The following is a 26,841-nucleotide window of genomic DNA, read 5'->3' as shown; positions in this document are numbered from 1 at the left end:
GCGGTGACATTGTTTGACCCGGAGCCTGACTCCGGCGAGGAACCCCGCCGCGCCTCCGCCGGCAGCTCCCGGCGGACCCTGATCGTGGAAGCCGACGGGGGGTCGCGGGGCAATCCGGGTATTGCCGGTTACGGTGCGCTGGTCCGCGATCCTGACACCGGCCGCATCCTGGCTGAAAAAGCCGAATACGTGGGCCGGGTGTCCAATAACGTTGCCGAGTATTCAGGCCTTATCGCGGCCCTGGAGCTGGCGCACAGCATCGACCCGGACTGCTGGATCCTGGCGAAGATGGATTCCAAGCTCGTGGTCGAGCAGATGAGCGGCCGCTGGAAGATCAAGCATGCCGACATGCAGAAGCTTGCGGCGAAGGCACGTTCCATCGTCAATCCGCAGCGGGTGAAATACCAGTGGATTCCGCGGGAACTGAACAAGGACGCGGACCGGTTGTCCAATGAGGCAATGGACGCAGGCACGGCCGGCATTCCGTGGAAGCCGCGCGCCGGTGCGGATACCAAGGCAGCCGCCGCCGCGGCGGTACTCGAAGCGGCGTCGTCTCCTGCTCCTGCGGCCGCCCCCACGGGACGGCTGCATCACACGGAGATCTGGGTCAACGACTTCGCTGCGGCGGAAAAGTCGCTGGGCTGGCTGCTGGAACGGGTGGGCTACGTCCGGAAGGACACCTGGACCACCGGTGCGAGCTGGCAGGGCGCCGAGGGCTACATCGTGCTCGAGGAAGGCCCCGACGTCGAACGCGGTCCCTATTCCCGGAAGCGGCCCGGACTGAACCACCTCGCGTTCTGCGCCGGTTCGGAGGCCGACGTCGAACTCCTGGCACGGCGTGCGGCCAGCCACGGCTGGACCCTGATGTTCGCGGACCGGCATCCCCACGCCGGGGGAGCGGAGCACTACGCCGCCTACCTGGAAAACGAAGAGGGTTTCGAAGTGGAACTGGTGGCCGGGTAGGGCGCTATCCGGCCAGGATGAGGTTGAGCTGGTACGGCTTCCGGCCTGCCGGGGCCACCAGCTCGGCCTCCCACTTTTCCTGTGCAGCAGCCAGCAGGTCCTGCGGCGTCGCCGGCTCCGTGCCGGTGCGCAGGAGCAGATGGCGGGCCAGCTCGCCGCGGGTGTGCTTGGCGAAGTGCGAAACCACTTTGCGTTGGCCGTCGCGGACGGTAAATACGTTAACCGCCGCCGTGCGCTGCGGATCCGGCGCCCAAGCTGCGGCATAGGTGCTGGAGCGGCAGTCCACCACCAGTGAATCCCCGGCGTACTCGTCCAGCGGACCGGTCAGGTGCTGCTTCCAGAAGGCGGCAAGGCGCCCGGTCTCGGGAAGCCGCACTGACATCGAGAGCCGGTAGGCCGGAATCGGATCCGCAAAGCCGAGGGCACCCCACAGGGCGGACATCACCAGCACGGCATCGTCTGCACGCCGCTGCACCGCCGGCGGGAGCGAGGCGTAGCCCAGCGCGTCGTACAACACACCCGTGTAGACCCGGTGCGCGGGTGCGCAGGGCTCGGTGTCCAAGGCGGTATTGCGCCGTACTTCCGGGGCCAGGGTTGCCCCCACCCCCAAGACAGCCAGGGCATTTTCGGAGCCGCTGGCTTCGGCCAGGGCCTTGAGTACCAGCGAGCGGGGTTCGGAAAGCAAGGGGAAATGCAGCCGGGACGGGTCCAGGGGCGGCCCGGACGCTGCAGGGGTTTTTCCTTCGGAGGGCGGGAGCAGAATCAGCACCGGTTAATCCTACGCGAGCCGGCCGGCGCAGGTCCGGACCGGGCAGCGCCTCCGGGACGGTAGAGTTGACTGTGGACGGGTTGGCCAGGCAATCGCGTCGGCGCGGACTCCTTCGAGGAAACCGCAGCCGCCGAGGAAAGTCCGGGCTCCGCAGGGCAGGGTGGTGGGTAACGCCCACTCGGGGAAACCCGCAGGCCAGTGCCACAGAAAAGAAACCGCCGGCTAAAGCTGCTTTGCAGCCTGAGCAGGTAAGGGTGAAAAGGCGGTGTAAGAGACCACCAGCGTCCCGGGTGACCGGGACGGCTAGGTAAACCCCACCCGGAGCAAGGCCATACAGGACACGTTTGAGGGCTGCCCGCCCGATGTGTCCGGGTAGGCCGCTTGAGGCAGCCGGCAACGGCGGCCCTAGATGGATGATTGCCGCTCCCGGTCCGGTAACGGTCCGGGCGTACAAAACCCGGCTTATCGGCCAACCCGTCCACATACTTCCGCACAAAACCCGCGGCCGTGCGGAGCAGCCAAAGATTTCCGCACTCTTGGCAAAGCTTTCGTGCAATATTCCTTTTCCGGCACGTTGACTCGTTTTATTCAACCGGTGCTGGGCTAGTCTGTGGCAATGTCCCACACGGAGGCGGCAAGGAAGCCCCTGGTTCTGCGAAATGCGAATTTCCGACGGCTGTGGATCTCTTCAACCGCCGGAATATTCGGCACTGCCGTAACCAGCGTGGCCCTGCCGGTGATAGCGGTGACGGAACTGGATGCCTCGAACTCCACGGTTGCCGTCCTTTCCGGTATGACCTTTCTTCCCTGGCTCCTGTTCGCGCTGCCTATCGGCGTGCTGGTGGACAGGCACCGGCGCCGCCCGCTGATAGTGGTTTCGCTTGCCGTACGGACACTGCTGCTGGCCAGCCTGCCGGTGGCCTGGTGGCTGGGGGCGCTCACGGTTACCCAGTTATTCGCGGTGTCTTTCGGTGCAGGACTCGCAGCAGTGTTCTTTACCCTTGCCGAGCAGGCACTCGTGCCTGCCGCGGTGGACCGCGAGGAACTGGTGGAGGGCAACGGGCTCATGACGGGTTCCGGTGCCCTTGGCGACGCCGGCGGCCGGGCCGTGGGCGGCTGGGTCACGGATGCCTGGGGGGCATCCAATGCTTTGCTGCTGCAGGTCGCCGCGTCCTTTGCCTCCCTGTCGGCGATTCTCCGGCTTGACGTTGCCGAGGCCCGTCCCGACCGCCCGAAGGACCGGAGGGTTTTCCGGGACATGGGGGAGGGACTGCGCTACACCTTCAGTACCGTGCCCCTGCGCGTGCTGCTCATCACCGGCGCGCTCTGGAACCTCGGCGGCAACATCGTGGTGTCGCTGCTGGTCCTGCTGGTGATCCGTTCCCTCGGAGAGTCTCCGGGCATGCTGGGCCTCCTGACGGCAGCTACGGCGGTTGGGGGAACCATCGGCGGCTTGTCCACCAAGTGGATCACCGGCCGTCTCGGTTCCGGGCGGGTGTGGCGGTATTCGATGTTCCCGGTAGTAGGCGGATACGCGACCCTGCTGTTCATCTCTCCGGGCTGGGGAATGACTGCCGGCTTTGTCGGACTTTTCATCGCGGGCTTTTCCATTGCCTTGAACATTGTCGTCTCCACGACCTTCCGCCAGCGGGTCTGCCCGCCGCAGATGCTCGGCCGCCTCGGGTCCGCCCAGCGGATGGTGACCTGGGGCATGCTCGCCGTCGCGGCATTTGCCGCCGGGCTGCTGGTCGAGGTGATGGATATCCGGGGAGCGATCCTGACCGGGATCCTGGTGGCCGCGCTTGCCCCGTTGGCCGCTGTCTTCGGCCCGCTGCGCCGGGTAAGGGATCTTGCGGACCTGGAACCCCCGCGAGCGGAAGGTCCGGCAGGCGACCGTGCCGAAAGCGGCCTGCAGGCCTCCTGAATGTGACTGATCTCTCAGCCGTGGGTCCGGCGGGGTTGATGTGTCCTAATACACTGGTAGGGATTACCGCCCAACCGGCACAACGCAGTGCCGGCTGAGAAAAGGATGTGAAGTTCTGTGAGCTCCAATTCGGATACGTGCCTTGATGCCTGGATGGATCGGGAGGCCCTCGCCGAGGCCATGATTCCGCTGATCGGGCGGCTCTACCGGGAAAACAGCGTGGTGACCTCGGTCTATGGGCGTCCACTCGTCAACAAGTCGGTTATCGACATCCTGAAGGCGCACCGGTTCGCCCGCCAGATCGACGAAACCGAACTCCCGGTCGCAGAGACCTACCCGTTGCTCCGGGCCCTGACCGAGCTGGAACTGGGTGCCGCGTCCGTGGACCTGGCCAGGCTGAGCAACAAGTACAAGGAGCAGGGCGGGGATCTCAACGACTTCCTGCGGGCCGAACTGGCCGACGTCGCCGGCAAGAGCGGAGCCGACGAGCGGACGAGCACCGACGTCGTCCTCTACGGCTTTGGCCGCATCGGACGGCTCCTGGCCCGGATCCTCGTGGAGAAAGCAGGCGGCGGGCAGGGCCTGCGGCTGCGCGCGATCGTAGTGCGGAAGGGCTCCGAAAACGATCTCGTGAAGCGCGCCAGCCTGCTGCGCCGGGACTCGGTCCACGGGGCCTTCAACGGCACCATCACGGTGGACGAGGAAAAAAACACCATCCTCGCCAACGGAACCCTGATCCAGGTCATTTACTCGAACGATCCGGCGACCGTGGATTACACGGCGTACGGCATCAACGATGCGGTGGTGGTGGACAACACCGGCCGCTGGCGCGATGAGGAAGGCCTGTCCCAGCACCTGGCCGCGAAGGGTGTGTCCCGGGTGCTGCTGACCGCACCGGGCAAGGGGAACCTGAAGAACATCGTGCACGGGATCAACCACGGGTCCATCACGGACGAGGACCGGATCATTACGGCTGCCTCCTGCACCACCAACGCCATCACCCCGGTGCTCAAGGTCCTCAACGACAAGTACGGCATTGTGAACGGGCACGTGGAAACGGTGCATTCCTTCACCAATGACCAGAACCTGATCGACAACTTCCACAACGGCGACCGGCGCGGGCGCTCCGCGGCGCTGAACATGGTCATCACGGAAACCGGTGCCGCGAAGGCGGTTGCCAAGGCACTGCCGGAGCTGGAAGGCAAGCTCAGCGGCAACGCGATCCGCGTACCCACCCCGGACGTGTCGATGGCCATCCTCAACCTGAACCTGGAGAGCGCCGCCACCAGGGACGAAGTGAACGCCTTCCTGCGCGAAACCTCGTTGAACTCTCCGCTGCACAAGCAGATCGACTACATCGCCTCGCCCGAGGTGGTGTCCAGCGACTTCGTGGGTTCCAAGCGCGCCGGGATCGTGGACGGTCTCGCGACCATTTCCAACGGCAAGAACCTCGTGCTGTACGTCTGGTACGACAACGAATTCGGGTACAGCTGCCAGGTGGTCCGGGTCCTGGAGGAGATGGCGCACGTCAACCCGCCGGCTTTCCCCAAGGCACAGTCGCTGGCAGCCATCGCCGGCTAAGGGCCGGCAACGCGCAGCGAGCTTAAATCACGAAGGGCCCGCAGGAGATTTCCTGCGGGCCCTTCGTGCGTTACGGGCGGTGTCGGTACAGAAGGACTCAGTGGCCGAAGGGGTCCGGGTCCACACCCGGCATCCAGGTATGGCCCGGGGCGGTCCAGCCCTGCGCCTTCATCACCTTCCGCGCCTTGCGGCTCCAGCGGTCGGTAAGCCGGTCCACGTAGAGCTTGCCGTCGAGGTGGTCGTACTCGTGCTGCAGGACGCGGGCAAACCAGTCGGTCGCCTCGAACTGCACGGGCGCGCCGAACTCGTCGAAGCCGCTGATCTTCGCCCATTCTGCCCGGTTCACCGGGAAATTCTCGCCGGGTACGGAGAGGCAGCCTTCGGAGGTTTCGTCCGGATCGGGGGCGGAGCCCGGGATCTTGGACGTGATCAGGACCGGGTTGATGACGACGCCGCGGTTCGGAGCGTCGTCGTCGTTCTCATAGTCGAAGGTGAACAGGCGCAGGCCGACGCCGATCTGCGGGGCTGCGAGGCCGACGCCGTTGGCGACGTCCATCGTTTCGAACATATCGGCAACCAAGGTGCGCAGCTCGTCATTGAACTCTTCCACCTCGGCCGCCCTGCGGTGCAGTACGGGTTCTCCGTGGATGACGATGGGACGAACGGTCATTACTGTCTTTCTCTCGTGGTGTTGGTGCCGGGAACCGGGCTCAGCGGACGATGCCGCGTCCGATGACTTCCCGCATGATTTCGCTGGTGCCGCCGAAGATGGTCAGCAGGCGGGCGGCCAGGAAGGCCTGGGCCACCGGGTATTCCAGGATGTAGCCGTAGCCGCCGTGCAGCTGCAGGCAGCGGTCCGTGATGGACTTGGCCCGTTCGCTGGCCCAGAGCTTGGCCTTGGCGGCCGAGACGGCGTCGAGCTTTCCTTCATTGAACGCAAGGATGGCCGAATCGACGTAGGCTTCGGTGACTTCAACCTCGGTGAGGATGTCCGCCAGTGCAAACCGGCTGTTCTGGAAGTCGGCGATCCGGTCCCCGAAGGCGTTGCGGTTTTTGGTGTATTCCACGGTGGCTTCGTAGATCTGGCGGGCGACGGCGGACGAGGCGACGGCGATGGCCAGCCGGCCCTGGGGAAGCTGCCCCTCGGCGTACTCCAGCCCGCGGCCGACGTCGCCCACAAGGTTGGCGGCCGGGACGTGAACATCGTCGAAGAACAGTTCAGCGGTGTCGGAGGCCTTCAGGCCCATCTTGTCGAGCTGGCGGCCGGTGCTGTAGCCCTCGGTTTTCTCCACCATGAACATGCTGAACGAATCGCGCTGTCCACGGCCGGTGCCGCCGTCCGTCCGGGCAAGGACCAGGGACGCATCGCCGCTGATGCCGTTGCCGATGAAGGTCTTCTGGCCGCTGAGGCGCCAGTCGCCGTCGTCGGTGCGGACCGCCTTGGTGCGGATGCCCCGGAGGTCGCTGCCCGCGCCGGGCTCGGTCCAGGCTACCGAGGTGACCAGATCTCCGGACACCATGCCGGGCAGCCAGTGTTCCTTCAGCTCGTCGGAGCCGTAGGCCAGCAGGTGGGGGAGGACCATGTCGTCATGCAGATGGAAGGCGAGGCCGACGGCGAGGTGGTTGGAGCGGGCAAATTCCTCGTCCATCACGGCGCGGAAGCGGTAATCCGGCATCCCGGCGCCGCCGAACTCCTCGGGAACGGCCAGGCCGAGCAGGCCCTGTTCGCCGGCTGCTTTCCAGAGCCGGCGGGGCATCATGTGCGCCGCATCCCATTCCGGGTATCCGGCGGCGACTTCGCGGGCATCGAATTCCCGGACGACTTCCCGGAACAGCTCATGGTCCTCTTCGAACAGTCTGCGCTCCAAGGCGGCGCCTCCTCATTGATAAGCCACGCATAGGCGTATGGGGTTCAGTGCGGGCCATTGCCCACGGGCGCCGTGCATTAGGCACTGCACCGCTAACAGTGAAACACAAACATAAAAGGCCGCCCCGGACTAATCCGAGGCGGCCTTTCGAAGCTGGAACCGCCAGCCTCATTGGGGTGAGTAACGGGGGTTGAACCCGCGACCTCCTGGACCACAACCAGGCGCTCTGCCAACTGAGCTATACCCACCATGTGCCTCAAACGTTCATCCGCGAAGTCCAGGCGAGTGGTCTTGCGGACTCATTTATCTGAGGCAGCGGAATCAAGCTTACACGGTTTTTGGAGTGCTTTTGACACGTCCGGCACCGAGCAGCACTTTTGTGATGGAGCTAACTCGAAATTCCTGCGGCAATCTTCTTCGCAGTGGCGGAATCCGGCCCCGGCGCGGGGACGAAAACAGCCTCGCGGTAGTAGCGCAGCTCATTGATGGAATCGCGGATATCACCGAGGGCACGGTGGCCTCCGTTCTTCGCCGGCGCCTGGAAGTAGGCCCTCGGATACCAGCGGCGGGCCAGCTCCTTGATGGTGGATACATCGATGATCCGGTAGTGCAGGTAATCGATCACTTCGGGCATGTCGCGGGCCAGGAACATCTTGTCCGTCCCCACGGAGTTGCCGGCGAGCTGCGCTTTCTTGGGCTCGGGCACCCACTTGGTGATGTATTCGACGACGGCGGCCTCGGCCTCGGCCATGGTGATGCCGTTGGGCAGTTCGTCGAGGAGCTTGGAGGTGGTGTGCATCTGGCGCACAAAGTCACCCATCTGCGCCAGCGAGGCGTCATCTGGCTTGATGACCACGTCCACGCCGTCGCCGAGGATGTTCAGCTCGGAGTCCGTGACGAGGACGGCCACTTCGATCAGGGCGTCGTTCTTGATGTCCAGACCGGTCATTTCGCAGTCGATCCAGACCATACGTTCATTTGTTATTGGCACTCCTCCAATGTACCGCTTTCGACCACCTGGTCCCTGGAAAGGGTCCGGAGGCTAAAGGCTGGAGTGGCTGCGCTGGCGCCGGTCCGGAAGGGCGTTGTCAGCGGTGGCGTAGCTTGCCGGCACGCCGGACAGGTAGGGCTGCAGGGGAATCTGGCCGGTGTCGGGCGGTCCGAAGGTGCGGGTCCAGCGGCTCGGTTCGGCGGGCATCAACACCGGGGCGGCGGCAGCACGCCGTCCGTGCGGCGCGTTTCGGGCCCGGTCTGCGGAGCGGGGACGGGCATGCGCAGTGGCGGCTCCAGCGGATGGGGGAGATGCAACTGCAGCCGTGGGCGGGGCGGGCGCGGGAACGGTTGCCGGAGCCGCCGGAGCACGCACCGCCGGAGCCGGCAGGGCCTGAGCAGGGACTGCGGAGGCCGCCGCCGCCGTCGTACGCGGCGGAGCGAAGAGCCAGCTGAGCCCGAAAGCGAGGAACAGCAGCGCCGACGCGGCGGTCACGGTGCCCCAAGGCACCTCGACCCACAGCATGGCGACGACGGCAACGGCGGTGAGGAAGACACCCCACGCCAGCAGTTCCGGACTGCGTCCCTGCGGTAGTGCGGGCCGCGCTGCCGCAACCCGGATCCTTACGGGTTTGTTTATCTTTGTTGCCCGGTGGCGCCCCACAGCCAATACCGCCTTGCCTCGTTTGTCACAACAGAAACACCAGTGTAAGCGACAGTGGTCCGGCTCACAGGATTGACGGCGGCCGCGTCGGCTACGACCCGGGCAAGCGCAGGGCCCGGTGCTAATATCAGCCTGTTACGGTACCCGGGCATTTTCATGCCCGCATTCGAAGCAGGTACCGGACCCTGACTGCCGACAGGCCCGCAGGACACAGTGTCACCCAGAGATTGGAACCACGTAGATGACCGCCCAGGTCCCCGCGACCGAGCCTTCGTCTCCTGGCACGGAGATAGCGAAAGCCGACCGCCCCAACATCGCGATCCTGCAGGGGTTCATCGGTTCCCTTTTGATCCTCTTCGGATCATTCGGCGTGGGCTGGCTGTCGCTCGATTCCGCCGCTCTCCGGAGCAATCCGCTGATTATCTGGATGCGCTTCGATCAGCCCATCGGCGCCGTGGCCGCTGTGCTGATGCTGGCAACGGGCGGGATGCTCCTGGTGCGGTCCTGGCTGCGGCTTGGCCAGCGGATGAAGGGGTGCTGGGGCCCGGAATCGCGGCCGGTGGTACTGCGCGCCGTGATCGCATGGTCGGCACCCATGTGCGTTGCCCTGCCGCTGTTCAGCCGCGATGTCTTCGCCTACATCGCCCAGGGGCTGGTGATGGTCAGCGGGTTGAACCCGTACAAGGACGGCTACTCCCAGATCTCCAACTACCTGCAGCTCGGCGCAGATGATCTCTGGGCCCAAAGCCCCACCCCTTACGGACCGGTCTTCCTCTGGATCGAAGAACTCGTGGTCCGGATTACCGGCGGCCAGCCTGAGTTCTCGATCCTGCTGTTCCGGCTGATAGCGCTGATCGGCGTCGCGCTCTGCGTCTACTACGTGCCGAAGCTGGCCGAGCTGCACGGCATCAACCCGAACCGTGCCCTCTGGCTGACCGCAGCCAACCCGCTGTTCCTGGTGAATTTCATCGCCGCAGTCCATAACGATGCCCTGATGATCGGCCTGGCACTGGCCGGACTGTATCTGGCCGCGACCAACCGGGCCCTCGCCGGCATCCTGCTGGTGACCCTGTCCATCGGCATCAAGCCGATCACCATCATTTTCCTTCCGTTTATCGGCCTGCTGTGGGCCGGAAAGAACGCGTCATGGCGGCGGAAGTTTGTCTACTGGTTCATGACTGCGGGCATTTCCCTGGGCCTGCTGTGGATCATGGGCCTGATCAACGGCTTCGGCTTCGGCTGGGTGGGCGCCCTGAGCACGCCCGGAAGTGTCTGGATCTGGTACGCCCCGGTGGGCTTCGCCGGCATGCTGGTGGCAACGCTGGGCAACGCCCTGGGACTGCCGGGCTGGACCCTGGCCGACATTGTCCACACGATCGGACGCGTGGCCTCCGTGGGGATTGTGCTGTGGCAGATGTTCGTGGGGCAGTACAGCCGCCTGATCAGGCGGCTGGCGCTGGCCTTCGCCGCCATCGTGATGCTGGCACCGATGATCCAGTCCTGGTACGTCGTGTGGCTCATCCCGCTGTTCGCCGTGACGGGCCTGCGGGATGACTGGCAGGTGAAGACGCTGTACCTGTTTGTTTCGTTCTTTATGGTCTACGCCATCAGCGACCAGCTCGATATCTGGCCCTACTTCGAGTTCAGCCTCAGCGCGGCCCGCCAGATCGCCGCCGTGATCGCGCTGGGCTTCGCCCTCTACCTGATCTTCCTGGATCCCAAGACCAAGGTCCTGTTCCGCAAAAAGCTTACGGAGCCTGCTCCGGGCGAACTGCGGACGCACTGAGGCTGTCGCCGCCGGCCCGGGTAAGGCGGATGACCCGGGCCACCGACCAGCCGAAGAGCACCAGCAGCAGGATGTTGCGGGCGGTCAGGAGCAGGGCCACGGCAATGTTCAGGTCGTTGTACAGGGCAGAGTAGAACATCGGATAGACCAGCGTGGTCAGCGCGGCAATCGCCGGCATAAGTACCCCGGGCACCTTCCACGCCTTGCCTTCCCAGGCCAGTCCGACGGCGACCACGGCGCCCAGCCACAGCATGAACTGCGGCGACCCCACCTTGTTGAACACAATGAACGCGCTCACCAGTGCCAGCGAGCCGGAGATCAGCAGGGCACGCGAATCGGCCCCGCGGCGCAGCGCCCAGATGAGAAGTCCGACGACGGCGAGGGCAGCCAGCGCCAGCAGCGGCGTCATCAGCGCGGCCACGGGCTCGCCGAGGGCGCCGCGGACTTCGCGGGTGTTGATGACCTTGTCTTCGAAAATGTACGCGTCGGAGGATCCGAGGATCGCCTGCCAGAGCCCCGGCGTGGTGAACGGCGCTTCCATCTGCATGCCGCGGGCGCCCTGTTCACCGATGAAGCTCAGCAGGTGGGAAAGACCGCCGGACAGCGCCACGGCGACGGCAATGACCGCCGACACGGCGGCACCGGTGGCCAGCAGGGTGAGGCGTTTCTTCCACGCCACGAGCACCGCGAGGATCACGGCGGCGGGCCAGACCTTGATCCAGGTAGCCAGCGACAGCAGGGCCGATGCAAGGACGGGACGGGTGGCAAGGAAGAGCAGGCCCATGATCACCAGCGGTGCGGTAAGTCCGTCCACGCGCCCCACGGCAACCGGGCCGAGCAGTGCCGTGACGGCCAGCCACCAGTAGGCGGACGCGATGCCCTGGGTCCCGGCGCGCCGGGCAAGGACCGCGACGCCGGCCGCGTTCAGGGCGGTGAAGAGCAGGAACCAGGTGAACTGGTAGGCATCGTAGCCAAAGGCCGCTGACAGGACCATCGGTATGAGCGCCGCTATGGGATAGACCCAGCCGCCGTCAATCCCGACCCAGTAGCCGTTTTGGATTCCCGAGAACGCCCACAGCCGGTAGAAGCCCACATCACTGAGGACGTCCCCGCCCAGGATGCGGGTCGCGAGGGCGGCAAGGAAGCCCAGGTGGACTACGGCAAATACCGTCCAGAGGGTGGCGGGGCGGAGTAACCGATGATGCTGGAATGCCGATTTCCGGGTCATGCGAGGGTGGTGCTCCTTAGGTAAATCCGTTGCCGTGCCGCGTCCGTGCACAGCGATAAGGCTACCCAAGCGCGGCACCCGGCATGCAATCCGCCGTCGGACACGGGATACTGGAGTAATGACCGACCTAACTGAAGAAGTGATTGTGGCGGATTTCGACGTTTCGGAGTGGGAACCCACGCCGTACCAGGTGGAAGGAACCAACAGCGAACTCTCCACGGTTCGGGCGGTGAAGATCTACGAGGGTGACATCACCGGGACGTCCGTCGCGGACCTGATTATGGCCGGCAACTCGGTGGGGGCCGGCTATGTGGGCTCCGAGGTCTTTGCCGGAACCATAGCGGGCCGCTCCGGAACCATGGTCATCCAGCACTGGGGGCTGGCCGAGGGGACTGCGACGGCGAGTTCCGGGCACATCATTCCGGGCTCCGGCACCGACGACCTCGCCGGCATCTCCGGCAAGGCCATCTACACGCAGGAAGAAGACGGCCAGCACCGGCTCGAGCTGCGGGTGACCTTCCCCGCTCCCCAGGCCTAGGCCCGCGGCCGGTCTAGGCGCCCAGTGCGGCGAACACCGCCGTCGCGAGCGAAGCGGCAATGACCAGGGCGAATCCCGCCAGCCACAGAACAGCAGGAACCCCGGTACGCCGGAAGAGGATGTAGGCGTCGGAGCTTTCCAGGTTCCGGCGCCGGCGTGTGTGGACGCTCAGCACACTGAGCCAGTCGCGGACAGCGCCCACCAGGAGCGCGATACCTGTACACATGGCCACATAGCCCGCCACCGGCGGGGCAGCGAACCAGACCAGCAGCACCGAGACGGACGCGCAGCCGAAAGCAATCACGAACCCCTGGCCGTTTCGGATGAACAGCAGGGCGGCAACCAGGACCAGGGCGCTGAGCGACAGTGCCGCACCCGACCAGCCGCCGAGCGCTGCCAGCACCAGGACGGCACCGACCACGGCCGGAACGGGGTAGCCCCAGAAGCCGGCCCATGCCGCGGGGAAACCGCCCCTCCCCAGGGAACGCATGTCTCCTGAGTGGTCAAAGCGGAGGCGGATGCCCTTCACTACCTGCCCGGTCATCAGCGCCGCGAAGGCATGGCCGAGTTCGTGGACAAATGTCACGAATAGCCCGAACCACCGCCACGTTGCCCGGGGAACGCTCAGCAGTGCGGCAGCGGCGGCAATCATCAGCAGCACCCCCGGCTCGGGCTCCACAGCCGGAACGCGGTCGAAGCCGGCCATTACCCGCGACCACCACTCGGCGGCGACGCCCAGGGACTCATCCACGGACGGCCGCCGGTGCGGGCTTAGAGCTCGAGGACTCCGCGCAGGATGGAATCGCCGGAATGCGTGGGATTGCCGTCAAAGGGCTCGTCCGAGATATCAACAATTGGGTACTCATCGAGGTCAAGATTAGCCGGAATGGTGAACCGGCCTTCCGTGCCCTCCATCGTCCCGAGACTCACCATGCGCTGCACGTCAGGGGCGATCAGCCAGACTTCGCGGAACCCCTGGGCATCGGATCCGCTTGCCGTGACTACCAGCTCGCGTCCGCCGTCGGAACGCTGGTCCACCTCGGCCCGGCCCGTTTCCGAATAGGCAGGCAAGGGGGCCAGCTCCACCGCGGCAATAACTTCGCTGCGGTCTGCCAGGATACGGGAGACGCCCCAGGTGCCCGCAGCTGCCAGCACCACGGCCGCAGCCGCGGCACCGAGGACCTGCGGAAGCCGACGTCGTTCGCGGCGCTTCCGGGCGGCTTCCAGCGGAACCGGCGTCGACCCTGTCGGGGGTGACTGCAGCGTTGCCGGAGACGGCGCCGATCCGGTCTCGGCGTTCTTGTCAGGCGAAGACGATGCCTGCGCAGCCTCATTGGACGGAGCCTGGGCAAGGGGATCGGCGTCAAAGGGATCGGCGCGCACGGCATCCCCGAGTCCCAACCGGGCATGGATGGAGTCCCAGACCGACGACGGCGGCCGGGGGAGCCCCTCGGGAACTGACGTGGTCCTTCCGGCGGTCACAACGCGCTGCAGCGCGGTGACCTCGGCGGTGCACTCGGCGCAGTTGTCGAGGTGCGCCGTGTCCTGTGGACCGGCCTCGCCGAGGGCGCACAGGGCCAGCGCTTCAGGTGGCAGATGCTGCATCGCTGACCTCCAATCGCTGCCGGAGTTGGACAAGGCTTCTTCGAATATGGCTCTTTACGGTACCCAACGGGAGTTTCAGTGTTTCCGATATCTGCTGATGTGTCAGGTCTTCATGAAAGGCCAGGCGGAGGATGGAACCCTGGGGTTCCCCGAGCCTGGCCAGTTCTGCATCAAGCACCACGCGGTCCGCCACGCCGTCGGGATCAGGACCGGCGGGCGGAACCGGATTCCTGCCGGACTCCGGAACTTCCATCAGGGTTTCCGAAGAACGGCCCCGGGCAGTGGCCATGCCGACTGCCACGTTCCGTCCGATCCCTACCAGCCAGGCGGCGAGCGTGGAGCGGTCCGGTGCGTAGCTGTCCCGGTATTTCCAGGCCCGGATGAACACTTCCTGCACGGCGTCGTCGGCTGCGCCCTGATCGAGCAGCTTGCGCATCGCCAGCGCGCGGATCAGGGGCGAGAACCGACGGTAGGCCTCTGCCAGCGCCGCTTCGTCCCCTGCCGCAAAGGCACGGTCCATCGCGGCGTCGCGATCTGAGGCGCCCGTGGGCATCAGTGCCGTTCTCCTGCCGTGCGGGGCTGCGTCCGGTATGCGGCAGCTCTCTGAGGTAGCCACTATGGTACGGGTACGGCGGTGAGCACAACGTTGTCTTCATAGTCACCTACCGAGTCCAGCCATCTACCGCCGCACGTTACCAGTTCCAGCCGCGGCGCACCGTCACGGTCGAAGAGATTAAATTCGTCGAGTGATGCCTTGGGAATGTTCTGCACCTTTTCGGTGGTGTATTCCACGACGGTTCCGTCGCTGCGGGTCACGGTCACGGGGGTGCCGGCAGGGACATCGTCCAAGCCCGCGATGGGAAGTTCCTCGGTGCGTGAGTCCACATGGGCGGCCAGCACCGCTGCTCCGCGGGAGGATCCGGGCGCGGGTCCGTAGCGGTACCAGCCGGCCTGGTAATGGTTGTCCGGCAGCGTCATGGCACCGTTTGCTTCCTGCCCCACCGGGATCACCTCCAGCTCGATGCCGGTTCCTTCCACGCTGACCCGCACGGGCTCGGGAACGGCTTCCGCCGGGGTAGGTACGGCGGGCCGCACGGGTATGTCAGTGGCGGGGACGGTTGGTGCCGCCGTCGACGTCGGCGCGGGCGCCGTCGTCGACGCTGGTGCGGGTGCCGTCGAAACCGAATCCGCCGGGGAAGCGGTCTCGGGGGCGCCGCTGCAGGCCGCCGTACCGGCCAGGACGCTGGCGGAGAGGCAAGCCGCTGCGGCGAAACGTCGCAGGGGAACAACGGGCATGGATGGACCTCCGGAAAAAGGGTGGCCCCGGTGCTGCGGCGCGGAAAGGGGGTGCGCCGCAGCACCGGGGGATCGGGCGGGTGCTGCTTAGCTGTCGCTGACCGTTGAACGGCGGCGCAGCAGGGCGGCACCCAAGGTGAGCAGCGCGACGCCGCCGACAGCGGCAGCCGCCGTCATGGTCTGGTCATCCCCGGACCGGGCAACCTGCTCCAGTGCACCCGGAACCGCGTGCGGCGCGGAGTGCAGCCCCTCGATGGTCTGGGTGGCGAGGGCCAGGTTTCCTGCTTCGAGCGAACCCCACGCATAGACAATCGTGTTCGTGCCTTCGGCCAGGGCGAGATCTGCCGGACCGATCACCGGAGTGGTGGTGCCGGCTGCAGCGACCGAAGCGGAAACCGTTCCGGCATCCACGGTCAGCGCTTTCTCATTGGGGTTGGTGAGGCCCTCGATCACCGGTGTGCCGCCGGCCAGGACATCGACGGCCGGTGCGGCGGCCACGTGGCGGACGGTCAGGCGTGACTTGCCCGCGTCGACGGCGGATGTGTCATTGGTGAACAGGTTTGCCGTCGGGTTGCCCGAGGCATCCAGGTTGGCGGTGGCGGTGTAGTTGCCTCCCGCTGCCAGGTCAGCCGAGACCGGGCCGATGATCGGGGCGGAGGCGTCGGCGGCGTCGGCGGCAGTGATGGCCAGCTGGTAGTTGCCGCCCGGCAGCTCCAGCGGCCCGGCAAGATCACCGGGCATGAAGTCATCCAGGGTAAGCGTGCCGTTGACGTAGACGTCCACGGGAGTGTCCGGGACGCCGTGCAGTACCGACAGTTTTGCCGTGTCGGAATCAGCAGCGGATGCCGGTACAGCCGAGAAGGCTGCGGCGGCACCCAGTCCGAGGGTCGCGAGAGCGGTAGCGGTCTTGCGCATGGTCTGAGCTCCTTGATCTGCCGCACCTTTCGGGTACGGGTTCCGTGACTTACACCCCTACTACTTCCGGTGGGATCGTCTTGGATGCAGAACCGGAGATAATTTGCGCAGAAGTTTTTCGAGGAGCCGGGCCGGGGACTTCGAGGAGCCAAGTCCGGGACGGTGGCGGCGGGCATTAGCCCGGGACGGGCGGCCCGCAGCAGCGGGGTGCGGGAACGGACTCGGACGGGAGCCTGCGGCGTCCGTAGTATCATCGTGTGGTTGCCCCCGTAGCTCAATGGATAGAGCAACGGCCTTCTAATCCGTAGGTTGCGCGTTCGAGTCGCGCCGGGGGCACTCAGCAGGATCTGTTGCAGCGCCCCGGCGGCGGCCTGGGGCTTCGCGTTTTGGCTGCCCAGCGACGCCAAGCCCGCGTAAACGCCCCGCCGGCCGTCCCGTCGGTCCGCGGCCACCCCACCTTCTTGGCATGACCTTCACCGAGGCAGGGCACATGGTCCGGGGACTGACAGCTCTGCCTCCACAGGACCGGCAGCGCCCCTTGCCGCCTTACGCGGTCCACATTTCGGCCCTTCCCGAGGGCACGCGCACACGCATCGGTGAAGACTCGCACGCACCGGCGGACCAGCCGGAACGCATGCGGGCGACACTGCGCATCGTCAAAGCACAGGCGCCGCGGTACCGAACCGAAGGCAGGAAAACATGAGTGACACCATTACGCTCCGGGGCTACGTTGCCACCGACCTCCGTCAGAACACCACTGACAACGGACTCGCGGTGGCGAGCTTTCGAATGTGCACCACGGAGCGCCGGTATGACCGTGACACCGGGGGATGGCAGGACGGACAGACAAACTGGTACGCCGTCAGCCTGTTCCGCCAGTTGGCCACCAACGCCGCGTTCAGCATCCACAAGGGGGACCGGGTAGTAGTGACCGGCCGGCTCCGCCTGCGGCAGTGGGTCACGGAGGATGGTCGCAGCGGCACCAGCGCCGAGATTGATGCCGACACGGTGGGCCATGACCTGATGTGGGGGACCGCCAGCTTCCGCCGCACCACGTCCGCCGGCAGCGACGCATCCGGTGTCGACGGCGGGATGGCCGGCGGTATCGACGGCGGGATGGCCGGCGGAGCAGGAACGGATGACGCCGCCGGGCCCGGGTCTCACGAGGATCTTGAGTCCGCGGAGTCCCTGGGCCGGATTGATGCGCTGACCGGTGAACTTCTTGATGCCGTCGCCGGGGACAGCCTGGCCGCGGAGGACAAACAGGCGGAAACCACGAAGGCTGCCCGTGAAGGAGCTGCCGCGCCGTATTGAGAGCGCACCCCTATATATCCCGGGACCCCTTTTGTCCGCGCAGCGTAATACGTGGCACAATCGCCGGATGAACCCCCGCCGCAGAGCCCGACCGACCCCTCCCGCCGCTGGCATGGCGGCCGGGTTCCTGGCGCTCGCGGTCGGGCTTTCCGGCTGCGGATGGCAAGGGGGAAACACCGAGGAACCTGCGCCGGCGGGATCGGCCGCGCCGGGATCGACCTCGGCGGAGACACCCTCGCCCCATGCCGCGATCACCGAAGTACTGGAATCCGAGTTGGGAAAGCTGGCTGATTCGGATTCGCTGCCGGACGGGGAAGCGGTGGCTGCGGCGTTTGCCGCGGCCGGCTTCCCGGCGGGATCGGTGGAAGTATCGGCTGACAGCACCCCGACCGGCCTGGAGGTTGACTCGATCCAGGCTGCAGCTGTGCAGGACGGGGAATGCATTTTCGGTGAGGTCCGGGATGGGGCGGCCTACGTCACAGTGTTGCCGGTGTTGTCCGGCGGCGGATGCTTCGTCGGGAACTGACCGGGAACTGACCGGGAACTGACACCGGAATCAACCCCCATGTAGGCACCGGCGCGGAGTCGGATCAGCTGTCCGGACCGCCAGGCCGACTCGGCCGGGGAAAGCCCCTTCGGTTTGTCGTGATCCCTGCGGTCTGTGACAATTCCTGCGCCGCGCGGAGCAGGAATCCGGACATACTGCGGGGATCCGGACAACTTGCGGGGACAACCTGCGGGGATCCGGACAACTTGCGGGGACAACCTGCGGGGATCCGGACATACTGCGGGGATCCGGACGCTTTGCGGGGACAACCTGCAGGGATCCGGACACTCTGGAGCCCCGGTCTCCCCGGTCGCAGCGCAGGAGCGACAGCCCGCGCCCGAAGCAGGGAAATGGTACATATCGGCGCTGACACATTAGCCTTGTAGATATGGCGGAATTTATCTACACGATGACCAAGGCCCGCAAGGCCGTTGGCGACAAAGTTATCCTCGACGACGTAAGCATGTCCTTCTACCCCGGTGCCAAGATCGGCGTGGTGGGTCCCAACGGTGCGGGTAAGTCCACCATCCTCAAGATCATGGCTGGACTGGACACCCCCTCCAACGGTGAGGCCCGGCTCAGCGCCGGCTACACGGTGGGCATCCTGCTCCAGGAGCCGCCGCTGAATGAGGAAAAGACCGTACTCGGCAACGTCCAGGAGGGCGTCGGCGAGATCTACGGCAAGATCCAGCGGTTCAACGAAATCTCCGAAGAGATGTCGCAGCCGGATGCGGACTTCGACAGCCTGCTTGAGGAAATGGGCAAGCTGCAGGAAGCCATTGACGCCGCCGATGCCTGGGACATTGATTCCCAGCTCGAACAGGCCATGGACGCCCTGCGCTGCCCGCCGCCCGAAGCCGATGTCACCCTCCTCTCCGGCGGTGAGCGCCGCCGCGTGGCGCTCTGCAAGCTGCTGCTGCAGAAGCCGGACCTGCTGCTCCTCGATGAGCCCACCAACCACCTGGACGCCGAGAGCGTGCTCTGGCTTGAGCAGCACCTCTCCGCCTACCACGGCGCCGTCCTGGCCGTGACCCACGACCGGTACTTCCTGGACCACGTGGCCCAGTGGATCGCCGAAGTGGACCGCGGACATCTGTACCCGTACGAGGGCAACTACTCCACGTACCTGGAAAAGAAGCGCGCACGCCTGGAAGTCCAGGGCAAGAAGGACCAGAAGCTGGCCAAGCGCCTCACCGATGAGCTGGACTGGGTCCGGTCCAACGCGAAGGGCCGCCAGACGAAGTCCAAGGCCCGTCTGGCCCGCTACGAGGAAATGGCAGCCGAAGCGGACCGCACCCGCAAGCTGGACTTCGAAGAAATCCAGATCCCGCCGGGCCCCCGCCTGGGCTCCCTCGTGCTGGAAGCCAAGGGCCTGCAGAAGGGCTTCGGCGACCGGCAGCTGATCGACGGACTGTCCTTCTCGCTTCCGCGCAACGGCATCGTCGGCGTCATCGGCCCGAATGGCGTGGGTAAGTCCACCCTGTTCAAGACCATCGTCGGTCTGGAAGAGCTCGACGGCGGTGAGCTGAAGATCGGCGACTCCGTGAAGATCTCCTACGTGGACCAGTCCCGCGGCGGCATCGACCCGGAGAAGAGCCTGTGGGAGGTCGTTTCCGAGGGGCACGACTGGATCCAGGTGGGACAGGTGGAAATGCCGTCCCGCGCCTATGTCTCCGCTTTCGGGTTCAAGGGCCCGGACCAGCAGAAGAAGGCCGGCGTGCTTTCCGGTGGTGAGCGCAACCGGCTGAACCTGGCCATGACCCTGAAGCAGGGGGGAAACCTGCTCCTGCTCGATGAGCCCACTAACGACCTGGACGTCGAAACCCTGTCCAGCCTCGAAAACGCGCTGCTGGAATTCCCCGGCTGCGCCGTCGTGGTCTCGCACGACCGGTGGTTCCTGGACCGTGTGGCCACCCACATCCTCGCCTTCGAGGGCACCGAGGAAAACCCGGCGAACTGGTACTGGTTCGAGGGTAACTTCGAGTCCTATGAGCAGAACAAGATCGAACGCCTCGGCCCGGATGCAGCCAAGCCGCACCGTGTGACGCACCGCCGCCTGACCCGCGACTAAGTCCGGCGCAGCCCGAGAAAAAAGAGCTCCGCTTCCCTTCGGGGAAGCGGAGCTCTTTTCGTTCAGGGTCAGCAGTGCTTACTGCGGGACGCGGACCATGCCTTCCTGGGCAACGGTGGCCACCAGTTCACCGCTTCGGTTGAAGATCCGGCCGGTGGACAGCCCCCGCGCGGCGGAAGCGCTGGGGGATTCCTGGACGTAGAGCAGCCAGTCGTCCACCCGCACCGGCCGGTGCCACCACATGGCGTGGTCCAGGCTGGCAATGCTCATGCCCGGGGTGGTCCAGGCAAGCCCGTGCCCGCGCAGCACCGGTTCCAGCAGGGTGTAGTCGCTGGCGTAGGCCAGGGCCGCGCGGTGCAGGTTCTCGCCGTCGGGCATGGGCTTGAAGGTCTTCATCCAGACGGCGTTGTGCGGGGTCTTTTCCCGTCCGGCGCGGACGTAGACCGGGTCCATTACGTGGCGGATGTCCATGGGGCGCCGGTGGGACCAGGCCTCGGCCACCGGGTGGTCGAAGTCCTTCAGCAGCTCGGCAGTGGTCGGCAGGTCCTCCGGCTCGGGGATGCCGGCGGGCATCTCCTCCTGGTGGTCCACCCCCGAATCGGGAACCTGGAAGGAAGCGATCATGGACAGGATCGGCTTGCCGTTCTGGTAGGCGTGGCTGCGCCTGGCGGAGAAGGAGCGGCCGTCCCGCAGCCGTTCCACACCGAAGGTAATGGGTACCTCGGTGTCGCCGGGGCGGAGGAAGTACCCGTGCATGGAGTGCATGATCCGGTCTTCGGGAACGGTGCGGGCCGCAGCAACAAGGGACTGGCCCAGCACCTGTCCGCCGAAGACCCGCTTGCGCGGTTCTGCCTGGGAACCCCCGACAAAAATGTCCTCGTCGGTCTTCGCGCCGTCGGCCCAGCTAAGGTTCAGGAGCTCGAGCAGGGACGCGGTCGGATCGAAGGATTCATCAATGGACATGAGGGACTATCTCCTAGCAGGAAAGGCGGTGCTGCCTGAGGCAGGAACCGTGGAACACTTCTAGCTTAAACGTACCGGCCAGTAACCAGTGCGGCCGCCGGTGCCCTGCGTTTTAGGGCTAACCTCACTCTCTGGAAAGATGGGGGCATGTCTGTGCATCGTTTCCCCGTCCAGCTTCGGTTCGGCGACCAAGATCCCAACGGCCACATCAACAACGTTCGGTTCGTCCAGTTCCTCGAGGAAGCGCGGGTCCAGCTGGGCCTGCTGCCGCTTCCGGCCGGTGCGGGCGGACCGGGTAGCTTCCGGGACCTGGCCGGGGACCGGACGGCAACCTACGTGGTCCGGCAGGAAATCGAGTACGTGTCGCCGTTGCTTCACCGGAAGGAACCTGTCTGGGTGGACGTCTGGGTGACCCGGATCGGCTCCAGCAGCCTTGCCTACGGTTTCCGCGTCGCGGATGAAGAGCCGGAGACGGTGTACGCCTACGCCGAAGCAGCCATGGTGCAGGTGGAGGCTGCCACCGGCAGGCCCACCCCGCTCACGGACGAGCAGCGGGAAGTGCTCCAGGCGTGGATGGGTGAGCCCGTGCCGTTCCGTGCAGCCGTTCCTGCCGGACAGGGGAACTAGATGGACAGCGAACTCCGGCTGGCGGATCCGCAGGTCACGGCCGATCTGCGCAACTTCGTGGCCCGTGCCCGAACGGCCGACGACGGCGCGGTCCGCCTGCAGGCCGTGGGCAGTGTCCTGGCCGCCTATGTCTGCGTCCTGCGCCCCCGCATCCTCGGGGAAGACACACCGACCGTGCTGGGCCTGCGGACCATGCCGCTGGCTGCTCCGGCGGAGGTGGACGCCACGGTCCAGCTGTCGGCTGTGGGGGACCGGCTCGCCCGGATGGGAACCGCAGACACCGTGCTTCCCGTGCCGCCGATGACCGTGCGGGAAACGTGGGCGGGCATCCTGGCACCGCGTTCGGGCTGGCAGCCTGCCGGCCGGGTTCCGGTACAGCTGCTCGAGCAGACGGCACACCGCGGAATCCGCGAGGTCGCGGCGATGCTGCCCCAGAGTCCGGGAGCCGCCGTCGTGCACAGTGCCCGGACACGGGTCTGGGCGCAGCCCATGGGCGGAACCGAAACGCCGGTGCCCGCAGGGGCTGCCTTTGCGGCGCTGTCCCTCGGCTTCCTGCCCGCCGACGGACCCGAGACCGACGCCGCCCTGTTCAGCAACGGGCGCTGGCTGCGGCTGAGCACCACCCTCGGGCACGTCCTGACCCGGTTGCCGGCGGTCCTGTAGGCCTGCCTCGGCGGCGGATCAGGCCGAATTGACCATGGAGTGGGCAGCCCGCTCCAGGTAATCCCAGAGGGTCCCCTCGTGCAGGGGTGAGAGCTCGAGGGAGTCGACGGCGGCACGCATGTGCCGCAGCCAGGCGTCCCGCGCCGCGGGGGTGACGATGAAGGGCATGTGCCGCATCCGCAGGCGGGGGTGCCCGCGCTGCTCGCCGTAGGTCTTCGGGCCGCCCCAGTACTGCTCGAGGAACAGGAGCAGGCGTTCCTTGGCCGGCCCGAGGTCTTCCTCGGGATACATCGGCCGCATCAGGGGGTCCTCCGCCACTCCGGCATAGAACACGTCCACGAGTTTCACGAACGTGGGATGCCCGCCCACGGCCTCATAGAAGTTGTCCGTGTACTGCGGCTGCTGGAAAGCCTGCGGCTGCAGCGTGGGCTGCTGCGCCGGCTGCAGCGGCAGGGATGCCGCGCTCGGGGGCGCCTGGGGTGCCGTTTCAGGCAACGGTTCAGTCATTGGCGGCCATGCCGTCCTTGAGTGCGCCGGCCTTCGCCGGTTCCTCCGGTTCTGCCGGTGTTTCGCCCAGGTACGTGCCCTGGGAGCGGTTGCCGATCTTGGCGATCTCGCCGTTGCGGATGTACCAGATGACGCCGCGGTCATCGATGATCCGCGTGATCCGGATGCCAACGGACTGCACCGTTCCGGCGGTGTCGCCGACTTCGATGACGTCGCCGATTCCGTACTGGTCCTCAATGGTGATGAAGAACCCGGCCAAGGCGTCGCGGATGAGTTCCCGCGCGCCGAAACCGAGGGCGATGCCGACAATGCCGACACTGGCCAGCAGCGGGGCGATGTTGATGCCGACGGCATCCAGGACCATGATGATCGCGACGGTCCAGATGGAAACGTTGACGGCGCTGCGCAGCAGGGCACCGATGGTGTCTGCGCGCTGGGCGCGGCGTTTCTTGTCCAGGTTGCGCATCACCGGCTGCGCCCACTTGATCTTGGAGGAGTGCAGCAGCGAATAGCCCTTCTGGGCGCGCGCCACCAGCCGGTTGATCAGGAAACGGGCGACAAACCACACGCCCGTGGCGGCCAGGACAATAAAGGCAGCCTCGATCAGGCCGGAAAAGTCGAAATCATTGACGGTCACTGAAGAGAGGTCAATTTCGGAAGCGGAAAGCACGGGTAGCCGTTCACCTTTGTGTAGCCGGACAGTGGTCTGCGGTTAAGGCTACCCGTGCCGGCCGTGCCCGGAGGGCAGCACGGGCACGGTCAGCGTCCGGGGCCGGTGCTCCACCGGGAAATTGACGCTCCGCGCAATGAAGCACAGCCGGTTCGCCTCGGCGTGCATCGGCCCGGCTGCCAGTTCGACGGCGGCCGGCCCCGCGCCGCCGTCGATAGTCACCTTGGGACGAAGCACGGCTGTGGTGAACTCACCGCTGCCGTCCCGGTTGAGCCGCAGCAGCCCCTCCGGGGAGTCCTCATAGGCGAGCACCCTGATGCCGTTTCGGACCGCCACGTGCAGGTAGGAAAGCATGTGGCACTGGGCCAGTGCGGCCAGCAGAAGCTGCTCGGGGTTCCAGCGGTCCCGGTCGCCGTGGAAGGTGGGATCCGCCGTTCCGGGCAGGTCAGGCAGTCCGGGGGCGCGGATGATGTGGTCGCGGCCGTAGCCGCGGTAGGAAGCGGTCCCGTCGCCGCGGTTTCCCGTCCATTCCAGGTCGAGCGTGTAACGGTGTTCGGAGAGATTCACGTTCTCCAAGCTACCGTCTGAGCCGTTGGATGGAAGGGAACCGCGGCGGCAAGGTGTTACCGGTCGGCCTGCTGCGCCTTCAGGGCGCGGACCACGCCGTCGCGGCTTTCCAGGATCAGCCGTCGCAGCGAGGGCGAGTCCCCGCCCAGATCGGCGAGGAAGGCATCGGTGGTGTCCACCGTGTCCTGGCGCGTCAGCCGGGACGGATAGAGGCCGACGGCGATCTGCTGGGCGATCTCATGGGTGCGGCTGGCCCACACGTCGCGGATCGAGGCAAAGTACTTCTGTGCGTACGGTTCCAGCAGGCCGGTGTCGTGGACCCGCATGAATCCGGCGATGGCCGAACGCTGCGCGGCGTTGGGCATGTCGGAGCGCTCCACGATCGCTTCCCAGGCCGCTGCCTTGGCTTCTGCCGTGGGGATGGCCGCACGGGCCATGGCCGCTGCAAGGGCACCCGTGGCGGTGGCATCGCGCTCGAGTTCCGCGTCGATGTCCGCTGTGCCCAGCCGGCCTCCGGCCACGAGACCGGTGAGCAGCTCCCAGCGCAGGTCCGCGTCGACAGCCAGCCCCTCAAGGGACTGCTCGCCGGTGAACAGACCTGCCAGCGCGTCCAGCTGCTCGTCCGACGAGGCGTGGGCGGCGAAGGCCTTGACGAACTGCAGCTGTGAATCGGAGCCCGGCTCCGCTGCCGAAGCCAACTCCCAGAGACTCTCCGCAGCGGCAACGGTCATGGGCCCGCGGTCCTGGGGGCTGACGTAGAAGGCCAGGGTGGTGGCCAGCTGGCGCAGCAGCACCTGGACAACAGTCGAGTCGGACTCGGAGGCGATGTTCTGCAGGACCAGTTCCACGTAGTTGCGGGCGGGGATCTCGGCGTCCCGCGCCGCGTCCCAGGCGGAGGCCCACACGAGCGTCCGGGGGAGGGAATCCGCAATGTTGCGCAGGCTGCGGGTGGCGGTGTGCTGCGAGGCGGCGTCCAGGCGGATCTTTGCGTAGGCAAGGTCGTCGTCGTTGAGCAGCAGCAGGGCCGGGCGCGGCTGGCCGATGAGTTCGGAAACTTCGGTGCGTTCGCCGTCGACGTCGAGCTCCACGCGGTGCGTGCGCTGTAGCCGGCCGTCCGCGTCCGGGTTGTAGAAGCCGATCGCCAGGCGGTGCGGGCGAAGGGTGGGGTATTCCTCGATAGCGCTCTGCAGTACGGCGAAGGACGTGATGGTGCCGTCCTCATCGGTCTCGAACTCCGGACGCAGGGTGTTTACGCCGGCAGTCTCCAGCCACTTCGCGGACCAGTCGGACAGGTCCCGGCCGCTGGCTGTTTCCAGCTCCGACAGCAGATCCGACAGCTCGGTGTTCTGCCAGGAGTGCTTGCCGAAGTACTCGCGCACGCCGGCCATGAACTTATCCTGTCCGACCCAGGCCACCAGCTGCTTGAGCACGGAAGCGCCCTTGGCGTAGGTGATGCCGTCGAAGTTGACCTGGACGTCTTCCAGGTCCCGGATTTCGGCGACGATCGGGTGCGTGGTGGGCAGCTGGTCCTGGCGGTAGGCCCAGGCCTTTTCCAACGAGGCGAACGTGGTCCAGGACTGCTTGAACTCGGTGGCCTCGGCAGCGGCGAGGGTGGACATGAACTCTGCGAAGGATTCATTCAGCCACAGGTCGTTCCACCAGCGCATCGTGACCAGGTCGCCGAACCACATGTGCGCCAGTTCGTGCAGGATCGTCACGGCGCGGCGTTCCACGGTGGCTTCGGTAACCCGGGAACGGAAGACATAGCTCTCGAGGAAGGTCACGGCACCGGCGTTTTCCATGGCCCCGGCGTTGAACTCGGGCACGAAGAGCTGGTCATACTTTTCGAACGGGTACGGCGTACCGAACTGCTCCTCGTAGAAGGCGAAGCCCTGGCGGGTGAGTTCGAAGATGTTCTCCGCGTCCATGAACTGCATCAGGGACCGGCGGGCAAAGACACCAAGGGGGATGGTGCGTCCGTCGGAACTGGTCAGCTCGCTGCGGACGGACTGGTACGGACCTGCGATCAGCGCGGTGATGTAGGAGGAGATCCGCGGCGTGGGTTCGAAGGACCAGGTGGAGCGCGGACTGGCGTCCGTCAGGTCGCCGGCGGCAACGGGTTCCGGGGTGGGGGAGTTGGAAATGACGTCCCAGTGCGACGGCGCGGTGACCGTGAAGCGGAAGGTGGCCTTCAAATCCGGCTGTTCGAAGACCGCGAACATCCGGCGGGAGTCCGGAACCTCGAACTGCGAATAAAGGTAGACCTCGTTGTCCACGGGGTCCACGAAACGGTGCAGGCCCTCACCGGTGTTCATGTAGCGGGCGTCCGCGTCCACCACGAGTTCGTTGGACTCGGCGAGGTTCGGCAGGGAGATCCGCACGCCGTCGGACACCTCCGCCGGGTCCAGGGACACGCCGTTGAGCGTGATCCGGTGAACCGTGTCGGTGACCGCGTCGATGAAGGTCGAGGTCCCGGGGCGGGCGGAGAACCGGACGACGGTCGTGCTGCCGAACACCGTCTCTCCCCGGGTCAGGTCGAGGTTGACGTCGTAGGACTCGACGTCGAGGAGTTCTGCACGTTCACGGGCTTCGGAGCGCGTGAGATTCATACCTGGCAAGGTTGGGCCTTTCTCAAGGACAAGGAGTGCGGCGCTTTCATGGTGTTTGCAAGAATCTTCCACACTAGTGATCTTGTGCAACAGTCTCTCATCGCCAAGCACCCTTCCAAAGCACGGAACGGCGGATTGCAAAGAGCAATCCGCCGTTCCGGTGTCCTGCCGTCAGC

At 66.1% G+C, this 26,841-nt stretch carries 26 protein-coding genes, 2 tRNA genes and 1 other RNA gene; 12 read left to right on the top strand and 17 right to left on the bottom strand.

Annotation, left to right across the window (positions count from 1 at the left end; all coding sequences use genetic code 11):
* Positions 1-3: 3 nt before the first annotated feature.
* Complete coding sequence (locus tag N2L00_RS09950; RefSeq protein ID WP_308219728.1) at positions 4-963, top strand: reverse transcriptase-like protein; 960 nt, start codon at positions 4-6, stop codon at positions 961-963.
* 4 nt (positions 964-967) lie between these two features.
* Here the strand turns inward: N2L00_RS09950 and N2L00_RS09945 are convergent, their stop codons facing one another.
* Complete coding sequence (locus N2L00_RS09945; protein ID WP_255862876.1) at positions 968-1,732, bottom strand: YaaA family protein; 765 nt, start codon at positions 1,730-1,732, stop codon at positions 968-970.
* 76 nt (positions 1,733-1,808) lie between these two features.
* Between N2L00_RS09945 and rnpB the strand changes: the two genes are divergently transcribed.
* The 3 genes from rnpB to N2L00_RS09930 all read left to right on the top strand — a co-directional run bounded on the left by rnpB (position 1,809) and on the right by N2L00_RS09930 (position 5,237).
* An RNA gene (rnpB, locus tag N2L00_RS09940) (RNase P RNA component class A) lies at positions 1,809-2,213 on the top strand.
* A gap of 135 nt (positions 2,214-2,348) precedes the next feature.
* Positions 2,349-3,656, top strand: a complete 1,308-nt coding sequence (locus tag N2L00_RS09935) for an MFS transporter (protein ID WP_255862877.1) — start codon at positions 2,349-2,351, stop codon at positions 3,654-3,656.
* A gap of 117 nt (positions 3,657-3,773) precedes the next feature.
* On the top strand, positions 3,774-5,237 hold the full coding sequence (locus N2L00_RS09930; RefSeq protein ID WP_255862878.1) for a glyceraldehyde-3-phosphate dehydrogenase: 1,464 nt from the start codon (positions 3,774-3,776) through the stop codon (positions 5,235-5,237).
* Between the two features lie 97 nt (positions 5,238-5,334).
* On the opposite strand, the gene N2L00_RS09925 is transcribed toward N2L00_RS09930, so the two are convergent.
* The 5 genes from N2L00_RS09925 to N2L00_RS09905 form a co-directional block, all read right to left on the bottom strand.
* Positions 5,335-5,907: a peptide deformylase gene (locus N2L00_RS09925; RefSeq protein WP_255862879.1), complete on the bottom strand. Its 573-nt coding sequence runs from the start codon at positions 5,905-5,907 to the stop codon at positions 5,335-5,337.
* A 40-nt stretch (positions 5,908-5,947) separates the two neighbouring features.
* Positions 5,948-7,105: an acyl-CoA dehydrogenase family protein gene (locus tag N2L00_RS09920; RefSeq protein ID WP_255862880.1), complete on the bottom strand. Its 1,158-nt coding sequence runs from the start codon at positions 7,103-7,105 to the stop codon at positions 5,948-5,950.
* A gap of 172 nt (positions 7,106-7,277) precedes the next feature.
* Positions 7,278-7,353 (bottom strand) — tRNA-His (locus N2L00_RS09915).
* A gap of 140 nt (positions 7,354-7,493) precedes the next feature.
* Entirely contained in the window at positions 7,494-8,096 is a 603-nt protein-coding gene (gene orn / locus N2L00_RS09910) for an oligoribonuclease (RefSeq protein WP_255766482.1), read from the bottom strand.
* Between the two features lie 51 nt (positions 8,097-8,147).
* Positions 8,148-8,759 carry a hypothetical protein gene (locus N2L00_RS09905; RefSeq protein WP_255862881.1) on the bottom strand — a complete coding sequence of 204 codons (612 nt, stop codon included), beginning with the start codon at positions 8,757-8,759 and terminating at the stop codon, positions 8,148-8,150.
* Between the two features lie 241 nt (positions 8,760-9,000).
* Here N2L00_RS09905 and mptB point away from each other — a divergent pair, with 241 nt between their 5' ends.
* Positions 9,001-10,545 (top strand): polyprenol phosphomannose-dependent alpha 1,6 mannosyltransferase MptB, encoded by a 1,545-nt coding sequence (gene mptB, locus N2L00_RS09900; protein WP_255766480.1) that lies wholly within the window; start codon positions 9,001-9,003, stop codon positions 10,543-10,545.
* Here mptB and N2L00_RS09895 read toward each other — a convergent pair.
* Positions 10,508-11,773, bottom strand: coding sequence for a glycosyltransferase family 87 protein (locus N2L00_RS09895; protein WP_255862882.1), 1,266 nt, complete (start codon positions 11,771-11,773; stop codon positions 10,508-10,510). The two genes, mptB and N2L00_RS09895, sit on opposite strands and share 38 nt — an antisense overlap.
* A 118-nt stretch (positions 11,774-11,891) precedes the next feature.
* On the opposite strand from N2L00_RS09895, the gene N2L00_RS09890 reads away from it, so the two are divergent.
* A complete protein-coding gene (locus tag N2L00_RS09890; protein ID WP_255766478.1) occupies positions 11,892-12,311 on the top strand; it encodes a DUF3224 domain-containing protein in 420 nt (139 codons plus the stop codon).
* Between the two features lie 13 nt (positions 12,312-12,324).
* Here N2L00_RS09890 and N2L00_RS09885 read toward each other — a convergent pair whose 3' ends face one another.
* The 5 genes from N2L00_RS09885 to N2L00_RS09865 form a co-directional block, all read right to left on the bottom strand.
* Complete coding sequence (locus N2L00_RS09885; protein WP_255862883.1) at positions 12,325-13,062, bottom strand: M50 family metallopeptidase; 738 nt, start codon at positions 13,060-13,062, stop codon at positions 12,325-12,327.
* A 20-nt stretch (positions 13,063-13,082) separates the two neighbouring features.
* Complete coding sequence (locus tag N2L00_RS09880; RefSeq protein ID WP_255862884.1) at positions 13,083-13,916, bottom strand: anti-sigma factor; 834 nt, start codon at positions 13,914-13,916, stop codon at positions 13,083-13,085.
* On the bottom strand, positions 13,897-14,469 hold the full coding sequence (locus N2L00_RS09875) for an RNA polymerase sigma factor (protein ID WP_255862885.1): 573 nt from the start codon (positions 14,467-14,469) through the stop codon (positions 13,897-13,899). Before N2L00_RS09875 ends, N2L00_RS09880 begins: the two co-directional genes overlap by 20 nt.
* Before the next feature lie 62 nt (positions 14,470-14,531).
* Positions 14,532-15,212 (bottom strand): class F sortase, encoded by a 681-nt coding sequence (locus N2L00_RS09870; protein WP_255862886.1) that lies wholly within the window; start codon positions 15,210-15,212, stop codon positions 14,532-14,534.
* Positions 15,213-15,299: 87 nt separating this feature from the next.
* Positions 15,300-16,127 (bottom strand): DUF4397 domain-containing protein, encoded by an 828-nt coding sequence (locus N2L00_RS09865; RefSeq protein ID WP_255862887.1) that lies wholly within the window; start codon positions 16,125-16,127, stop codon positions 15,300-15,302.
* 263 nt (positions 16,128-16,390) lie between these two features.
* On the opposite strand from N2L00_RS09865, the gene N2L00_RS09860 reads away from it, so the two are divergent.
* The 4 genes from N2L00_RS09860 to ettA all read left to right on the top strand — a co-directional run bounded on the left by N2L00_RS09860 (position 16,391) and on the right by ettA (position 20,059).
* Positions 16,391-16,463: transfer RNA gene (locus N2L00_RS09860), tRNA-Arg, on the top strand.
* A gap of 363 nt (positions 16,464-16,826) precedes the next feature.
* Positions 16,827-17,441, top strand: coding sequence for a single-stranded DNA-binding protein (gene ssb, locus N2L00_RS09855; protein WP_255862888.1), 615 nt, complete (start codon positions 16,827-16,829; stop codon positions 17,439-17,441).
* Between the two features lie 112 nt (positions 17,442-17,553).
* The gene (locus N2L00_RS09850) at positions 17,554-17,967 is read left to right on the top strand and encodes a DUF6993 domain-containing protein (RefSeq protein ID WP_255862889.1); all 414 of its coding nucleotides are present in this window, start codon (positions 17,554-17,556) and stop codon (positions 17,965-17,967) included.
* A 409-nt stretch (positions 17,968-18,376) separates the two neighbouring features.
* Positions 18,377-20,059: an energy-dependent translational throttle protein EttA gene (ettA, locus tag N2L00_RS09845; protein WP_227921013.1), complete on the top strand. Its 1,683-nt coding sequence runs from the start codon at positions 18,377-18,379 to the stop codon at positions 20,057-20,059.
* 78 nt (positions 20,060-20,137) lie between these two features.
* Here the strand turns inward: ettA and N2L00_RS09840 are convergent, their stop codons facing one another.
* Entirely contained in the window at positions 20,138-21,022 is an 885-nt protein-coding gene (locus N2L00_RS09840) for an acyl-CoA thioesterase II (RefSeq protein WP_255766469.1), read from the bottom strand.
* A gap of 147 nt (positions 21,023-21,169) precedes the next feature.
* On the opposite strand from N2L00_RS09840, the gene N2L00_RS09835 reads away from it, so the two are divergent.
* Both N2L00_RS09835 and N2L00_RS09830 read left to right on the top strand, forming a co-directional pair.
* Positions 21,170-21,649 (top strand): thioesterase family protein, encoded by a 480-nt coding sequence (locus N2L00_RS09835; protein WP_255862890.1) that lies wholly within the window; start codon positions 21,170-21,172, stop codon positions 21,647-21,649.
* Positions 21,650-22,312, top strand: a complete 663-nt coding sequence (locus N2L00_RS09830; RefSeq protein ID WP_255862891.1) for a hypothetical protein — start codon at positions 21,650-21,652, stop codon at positions 22,310-22,312.
* Positions 22,313-22,330: 18 nt separating this feature from the next.
* On the opposite strand, the gene N2L00_RS09825 is transcribed toward N2L00_RS09830, so the two are convergent.
* The 4 genes from N2L00_RS09825 to pepN are packed head-to-tail and all read right to left on the bottom strand — an operon-like array spanning position 22,331 to position 26,665.
* Positions 22,331-22,819: a globin gene (locus N2L00_RS09825; RefSeq protein ID WP_255862892.1), complete on the bottom strand. Its 489-nt coding sequence runs from the start codon at positions 22,817-22,819 to the stop codon at positions 22,331-22,333.
* Entirely contained in the window at positions 22,812-23,489 is a 678-nt protein-coding gene (locus N2L00_RS09820; RefSeq protein ID WP_255766465.1) for a mechanosensitive ion channel family protein, read from the bottom strand. Before N2L00_RS09820 ends, N2L00_RS09825 begins: the two co-directional genes overlap by 8 nt.
* Positions 23,490-23,537: 48 nt before the next feature.
* Positions 23,538-24,056, bottom strand: a complete 519-nt coding sequence (locus tag N2L00_RS09815) for an OsmC family protein (protein ID WP_255862893.1) — start codon at positions 24,054-24,056, stop codon at positions 23,538-23,540.
* Positions 24,057-24,112: 56 nt separating this feature from the next.
* A complete protein-coding gene (gene pepN / locus N2L00_RS09810) occupies positions 24,113-26,665 on the bottom strand; it encodes an aminopeptidase N (RefSeq protein WP_255862894.1) in 2,553 nt (850 codons plus the stop codon).
* Positions 26,666-26,841: the final 176 nt, after the last annotated feature.

Origin of the sequence: Arthrobacter sp. zg-Y1171, assembly GCF_025244845.1 — a bacterium.
Taxonomy (GTDB): domain Bacteria; phylum Actinomycetota; class Actinomycetes; order Actinomycetales; family Micrococcaceae; genus Arthrobacter_B.
Note: the sequence above shows the minus strand (reverse complement) of the source record. Positions and strands in the feature narration are given on the sequence as shown.